Source organism: Actinomadura sp. (genome assembly GCF_044508335.1).
Lineage (GTDB): Bacteria > Actinomycetota > Actinomycetes > Streptosporangiales > Streptosporangiaceae > Spirillospora.
The window spans coordinates 3,069-9,449 of the sequence record NZ_JBIQHY010000111.1 but is presented as its reverse complement, the minus strand read 5'-3'; the positions used below and the strand labels follow the sequence as shown (position 1 = coordinate 9,449).

General features: G+C 75.0%; 7 protein-coding genes. 6 read left to right on the top strand and 1 reads right to left on the bottom strand.

Annotated features, from left to right (window positions below; genetic code table 11):
* From ACIWVC_RS27820 to ACIWVC_RS27810, 3 genes are all read left to right on the top strand, one after another.
* The coding region (locus ACIWVC_RS27820) for an SDR family NAD(P)-dependent oxidoreductase (RefSeq protein ID WP_396449889.1) at window positions 1-791 on the top strand (791 nt) is incomplete at its 5' end.
* A gap of 369 nt (window positions 792-1,160) precedes the next feature.
* Window positions 1,161-1,385, top strand: a complete 225-nt coding sequence (locus ACIWVC_RS27815; RefSeq protein WP_396454784.1) for a GNAT family N-acetyltransferase — start codon at window positions 1,161-1,163, stop codon at window positions 1,383-1,385.
* Between the two features lie 23 nt (window positions 1,386-1,408).
* Complete coding sequence (locus ACIWVC_RS27810; protein WP_396449887.1) at window positions 1,409-2,359, top strand: S1C family serine protease; 951 nt, start codon at window positions 1,409-1,411, stop codon at window positions 2,357-2,359.
* Between the two features lie 55 nt (window positions 2,360-2,414).
* Here the strand turns inward: ACIWVC_RS27810 and ACIWVC_RS27805 are convergent, their stop codons facing one another.
* A complete protein-coding gene (locus ACIWVC_RS27805; RefSeq protein WP_396449886.1) occupies window positions 2,415-3,434 on the bottom strand; it encodes an Rv2578c family radical SAM protein in 1,020 nt (339 codons plus the stop codon).
* Between the two features lie 166 nt (window positions 3,435-3,600).
* On the opposite strand from ACIWVC_RS27805, the gene ACIWVC_RS27800 reads away from it, so the two are divergent.
* The 3 genes from ACIWVC_RS27800 to ACIWVC_RS27790 form a co-directional block, all read left to right on the top strand.
* On the top strand, window positions 3,601-5,265 hold the full coding sequence (locus tag ACIWVC_RS27800) for a family 10 glycosylhydrolase (protein WP_396454783.1): 1,665 nt from the start codon (window positions 3,601-3,603) through the stop codon (window positions 5,263-5,265).
* A 57-nt stretch (window positions 5,266-5,322) separates the two neighbouring features.
* Window positions 5,323-5,520, top strand: coding sequence for a DUF3040 domain-containing protein (locus ACIWVC_RS27795; RefSeq protein WP_396449884.1), 198 nt, complete (start codon window positions 5,323-5,325; stop codon window positions 5,518-5,520).
* A 373-nt stretch (window positions 5,521-5,893) separates the two neighbouring features.
* A partial coding sequence (locus ACIWVC_RS27790; protein WP_396454782.1) for an ATP-binding protein occupies window positions 5,894-6,381 on the top strand: 488 nt, incomplete at its 3' end.

Here is a 6,381-nt window from a genome sequence, read left to right as displayed (position 1 = left end):
CCGCTCCGTCCGGCGGGCTGCTGGCCGGGCGCCGGATCCTGGTCGTCGGCGCGGGGACGCGGCACAGCGACGACCCCGCCGCCCCGGTCGGCAACGGCCGCGCGATCGCGGTGACCGCCGCGCGGGAGGGCGCGATGGTGGCGTGCGCGGACCTCGACGAGCACGCCGCGGGGCAGACCGCCGCGATGATCGCCGCCGAGGGCGGGCGGGCGTGCACGGTGGTGGCCGACGTCGCCGACCCGGCCGCCTGCGACCGCGTGGTCGCGCTGGCGGGCGAGGGGCTCGGCGGGCTGGACGGGGTGGTGTTCAACGCCGGCATCGGGATCGGGTACGGGCTGGCGGGGACGGCGCTGGCCGACTGGGACCGCGTCCTGCACGTCAACCTGCGCGCCCCGTTCCTGGTCGGCAAGGCCGCGATGCCCGCGCTGGAGGCCGGGGGGTCGATGGTGTTCATCGGCTCCCTCGCCGGGACGAAACCGGGATCGCGGTCGCCGTCCTACGACGCGTCCAAGGCGGGCCTGACCGGGCTGGTGCGGCACATCGCCGCCGAGGGCGCGCCGCGCGGGGTCCGCGCCAACGTGGTGGCGCCGGGGCTGATCGACACGGTGATGGGGCGGGACGCCTCGGCCGGCAGCGCCGCCCGCGACCGGGTCGCCGCGCTGATCCCGATGCACCGGCAGGGAACCGCGTGGGAGGTCGCCGACGCGGCGGTGTTCCTGCTGTCGGACCGCGCGTCCTACATCACCGGTCAGGTCCTGCACGTCGACGGGGGCCTGTCGACGCTGCGGTGAATCCCGGTGGTGCCCGCGGGGCGCGCCGCCTGCCGTGGACGGCCATGGACGATCTTGTGGGGCTGCGGCCCGTCGCCGAGGGCGACCTGCCGTTCGTCGAGCGGCTGCGGACCGATCCCGGGCTGTGCGGGCCGTTCCTGTGGGAGGGCTGGTTCGATCCGCACCGGTTCCGGCGCAGGTGGGAGGCCGACGGGATGCTCGGCGCCGACAAGGGCGACCTCCTGGTCGCCGCCGGCGGCGACCGGCTGGGGCTGGTGTCCTACCGCCGGGTGAACACCACGGCGCGGACGTGGTGCTGGAGCATCGGGATCGCGCTGATGCCCGCGGCGCGGGGCAGGGGGGGCGGGGACCCGCGCGCAGCGGCTGCTGGTGGAGTACCTGTTCGCGCACACGACCGCGCACCGGATCCAGGCCGAGACCGACGTGGACAACCTCGCCGAGCAGCGCGCCCTGGAGAAGGCGGGGTTCACGCGGGAGGGCGTGATGCGCGGCTACAGCTTCCTGGGCGGCCGGTACCACGACGAGGTGCTGTACAGCGTCCTGCGCGGCGACCTGCCCGGGAACACCCCTTCCCCTTCCATGGTTACCGTGTAAGCCTGTAATCATCGGGAGGTGCCATGGACGAGACCGACCCCCTGGACGCCTACTCCCGCACGGTGTCGGCCGTGGCGCGGGAACTGACCCCGCGCGTGGCGGCGCTGCGCGTCCGGCACCGCCGCGGCGAGGGCGCCGGTTCGGCGGTGGCCTTCACCGGCGACGGGTTCCTGCTGACCAACGCGCACGTCGTCGGCCGCGCTCCCGGCGGGCAGGCCGCGTTCTCCGGCGGCGCCGCCGGGGACTTCACCGTCGTCGGCACCGACCCGCTGTCGGACCTGGCCGTCGTGCGCGCGGACGGGCCCGTCCCCGACCCGGTCGCCCTCGGCGACGCCGACGGCCTGGTCGTGGGGCAGCTCGTGGTGGCCGTCGGCAACCCCCTCGGCCTGGCCGGGTCCGTCACCGCCGGGGTGGTGTCGGCGCTGGGCCGGTCCCTGCCCACCTCCCAGCCCACCCGCGGCGGCACCGCCGTCCGCCTCATCGAGGACGTCATCCAGACCGACGCGGCGCTCAACCCCGGCAACTCCGGCGGCGCGCTGGCCGACTCGTCCGGCCGCGTCGTCGGCGTCGCCACCGCCGTCGCCGGGATCGGGCTCGGCCTGGCCGTGCCGATCAACGCCACCACCCGCCGCATCATCGCCGCGCTGATGCGCGACGGCCGCGTCCGCCGCGCGTTCCTCGGCCTGGCCGCCGCGCCGGTGCCCGTCCCGGCGCAGCTGCGCGAGCGCACCGGGCAGGACGACGCGCTGCGCGTCGCCGAGGTCGTGCCCGGCAGCCCCGCCGACCGCGCCGGGCTGCGGCGCGGCGACCTGGTGCTGACCGCCGGCGGCGCGCCGGTCTCGCAGGCCCAGTCGCTGCAGAAGCTGATGTTCGCCGAGGCGATCGGCCGCCCGTTCCCCATCACCGTGCTGCGCAACGGCGCCATGGTCGACGTCATCGCCGAACCGGTCGAGCTCGACCCCGAACCGGCCTGATCGGCCCGCCTCGCACTCCCGCCTCGGACTCCCGGCCCGCGTGCCGGGGCGGCGGTCACAGCAAGGACAGCTGCTGCGGCGCCGCGGGCGGCGGGGGAGGGGCGTTCCGGTGGGAGGCGCGGCCGCCGATGCCGTAGCGGGACGCCAGCTCGCGCACCCGCCGCGCGATGCCCTCCTGGTAGTCGCGGGGGGCGTAGGAGCCGCCCCGGTACAGGCGCGCGTAGGGGACGAGCAGGTCGGGGCGGTGCTCGCGCAGCCAGGCCAGGAACCACTCCCGGGCGCCGGGGCGCAGGTGCAGCGTGATCGCCGACACCGAGGTGGCGCCCGCTTCGGCGATCTGCCGGACCGCGGCGTCCAGCTGGGCGGGGGAGTCCGACAGGTAGGGGATGACCGGGCCCATCAGCACGGCGCAGCCGACGCCGGCGTCGTTGAGCGCCGCGCACACCTCCAGGCGGCGGCGCGGCGGCGGGGTGCCCGGCTCGACCAGGCGCCACAGCCGCGGGTCGACCGACCCGACCGACACCGCGGCGCTCACCCGCGTGCGGGCGGCGGCCTCCTGCAGGAGCGGCAGGTCGCGCAGGATCAGCGTGCCCTTGGTGAGGATGGAGAAGGGGTTGGCCGCGTCCCGCAGCGCCGCCAGGATGCCCGGCATCAGCCGGTAGCGGCCCTCGGCGCGCTGGTAGCAGTCGACGTTGGTGCCCATCGCGATGGGCTCGCCCCGCCACCGCGGCGCGGCCAGTTCGGCGCGGACGCGCTCGGCGGCGTTGACCTTGACCACGATGCGGGAGTCGAAGTCCGCGCCCGCGTCCATGTCGAGATATTCGTGCGTCTTGCGGGCGAAGCAGTACGGGCAGCCATGGGAGCAGCCCCGGTAGGGGTTGATCGTCCAGCGGAACGGGACGCGGGAGGCCTCGGGGACCTTGTTGATGACCGTCCTGGCGCGGACCTCGTAGAAGGTCATGCCGCGGAACTCGGGGGTGTCGATCGTCCGCGCGACGGCCCGCCGCTCGATCAGCGCGGCGGCGCCGGCCGGCGGTTCCGCGCCGCCGTCCAGCCGCAGGTGGTCCCAGCGCACACCCCACCCCTCTTTCGAACGTGTGAACGATCAGCCGTCCGGCCAGTATGGAACGCGTGTTCGAAGATCGCAAGGCGGAGACCGGACGAAACGGGACGGCAGGGGATCACACGGTCATCGCGGTTACGGCCCGAGCAGCGCAGCGGATGGGTGACAATGGGCCGCTATGGCGACGCGATCCAGGTTCCGGGCAGTGGCGGCGGCGATCACCGCGGGAGCGGCGGCGGCCGCGCTCACCGCGTGCGGCATCCCCGCGTTCGGCGAGCGGGACGCCGGCGCGCGCGGGGACGTCCCGCCCGGCGCCCCCGCCGAATGCCCCGAGATCGCCGCGCCCGGCGACTCGCCGCAGCGGCAGCTGCGCGGCATGTGGATCGCCACCGTCGGCGGCATCGACTGGCCCAAGGACACCGGCGACCCGGCCGCCGAGCAGAAGAAGCAGTTCACCGCGCTCCTGGACACCGCCCGGGCGATGAACATGAACGCGGTGTTCGTGCAGATCCGCCCCAACTCCGACGCCTTCTACGACTCCCCCTACGAGCCGTGGTCGCAGTGGATCACCGGCACGCAGGGCAAGGACCCCGGCTACGACGTCCTGGCGTTCATGCTCAAGGAGGCCCACGCCCGCAACCTGGAGTTCCACGCCTGGTTCAACCCCTACCGCGTCTCCCGCCAGGACGACATCAAGAAGCTGTCGCCCAAGAGCCCCGCCCGCAAGCACCCCGACTGGGTCCGCAAGTACGGCAAGGGCCTGTGGTACGACCCGGGCCTGCCCCAGGTCCGCGACCTGGCCACCAAGGCCGTCATGGACGTCGTCACCAAGTACGACATCGACGCCGTCCACTTCGACGACTACTTTTACCCCTACCCCGAGGACGGCGACTTCCCCGACGGCGCCGCCTACAAGACCTACGGCAAGGGCATGAACCGCGCCGACTGGCGCCGCAAGAACGTCGACACCCTCGTCGAGACGCTGTCGCGGAAGATCCACGACGCCAAGCCCTGGGTGCGGTTCGGCATCAGCCCCTTCGGCGTCTGGCGCAACGACACCAGCGACCCCGCCGGGTCGCCCACCCGCGCCCTGCAGAGCTACGACGACATCTACGCCGACACCCGCAAATGGATCAAGAAGGGGTGGCTCGACTACGTCACCCCCCAGCTGTACTGGCCGATCGGCGACCCCCGCGCCGACTACGCCAAGCTCGTCGCCTGGTGGGCCGGCCAGGTCAAGGGCACCGGCGTGCAGCTGACCATCGGGCAGGGCGCCTACCGCGTCGGCGCCGACGCCGCCTGGAAGGACCCCGCCGAGATGTCGCGGCACCTCACCGTCAACGCCAAGCACCCGCAGGTCCGCGGCGACGTGTTCTTCAGCGCCTCCGACATCGCCGCCGACCGCCGCGGGTTCGCCTCCCGCCTGCGCGACGACCACTACTCCCGCCCCGCCATCCCCCCGCCGGCCCGCGCCCACCGCAAGGACGCGGACACGGGCGCAGACAAGGGCGACGGCAAGGCCGACGGGAAGGCCGCAGACAAGGGCGGGGCGCCGCCGCCCGTCCACGGCACCGCCGCCGTCCCCGACGGCAAGGGCGTGAAGGTGACCTGGCGGCCCTCCCGGGGCGCCGCCTCCTACGCCGTCTACCGCGTCGACGGCACCGCCCCCGGCTGCGCGCCCGTCGACCCCGAGCGCCTCATCGCCGACGTCCGCGGCGGCGGCATCGTCGACCCCGCCGCCAGACCCGGCCGCGCCTACACCTACTACGTCACCGCCCTGGACCGCCTCCACAACGAGAGCCCGCCCGGACGCGGCGCGACGGTCACCGCCCCGAAGGGATAATGATCATGATCTGCGGGGAGGAACCCATCAGCTGACCACCCCCCGGAGGTTTGAAGCATGGCGCTGTCGATGGAGGAGCAGCGGATCCTCACCCAGATCGAGGTCCGCCTGAGTGAGGACGACCCGCGGCTGGCCCGGCGCCTCGCCCGCCACGGCACCCGCCGGGGGCGCCGGACCCGCACCGTCGTCCTCGCCGCCGCCGTCATCATCGTCCTCGCCGCGATCGGCGCCGCCATCGCGGCGGCCGTCCTGTAACCCGCCCCGCCGCCCACCCCGCCCGCGGACACGCGAACGCCGAGGCCCCGGCGAGATCCGATCTCGCCGGGGCCTCGGCGTTCAAGCCGGTGTGGTGGTCGCCTCACGGCGAAAGGCACAACGAAGCTCCAGCCCGGACCGCATGGGACCGGCGGTATTCCCCGAAGGCATCAGGTAGAGCCCGGGGGACACATGCCACACCGACCCACCCACTGTAACGGCTCCCGCCCCGTGCCCGGTCCACCGCCGCCCCGCATGTGGGATTCGCCTCACCCCGGAGTGAGGGTTGCCTGCACCCGTGCACCGCCCCGCCGCCGCACGCGTCCCTGACTATGACGCACGCCGGGCGAGCCGGCACGAAACGGGGGACACCATGACGACCACCGGCACCGGAACCGCACGACCCGCCACCGCCGCGACCGGAGGCGACGGCCCGCCCGGCGCCGCCGCCGCGTGGGACCTGCCCGCCCACGCCCGCGCCGCGTCCCGCGCCCGCGACCTCACCGCCCGTACCCTGCGGCGCTGGCACGTCACCGACCCCGCCGACACCGGCGACATCGTCCTCATGGTCGACGAGCTCGTCACCAACGCCGTCGTCCACGGCACCGGCCCCGTCCGCCTCGCGCTGCGCCTGGACGGCGCCCTCCTCACCGCCGAGGTGACCGACGCCCACCCCGCCGCGCCCACCGCACCCGCCGGCCCGCCCCGCGTCCTGGACTGGGCCGAGGCCGGCCGCGGCCTCCTCCTCGTCGCCGCCCTCGCCACCGACTCCGGCGCCCGCCCGCACCCGCCCGGCAAGACCGTCTGGTTCACCCGCCGCCTCACCCGCCCCGCCGCCGCCGACCGGACCGCCGACCGGAC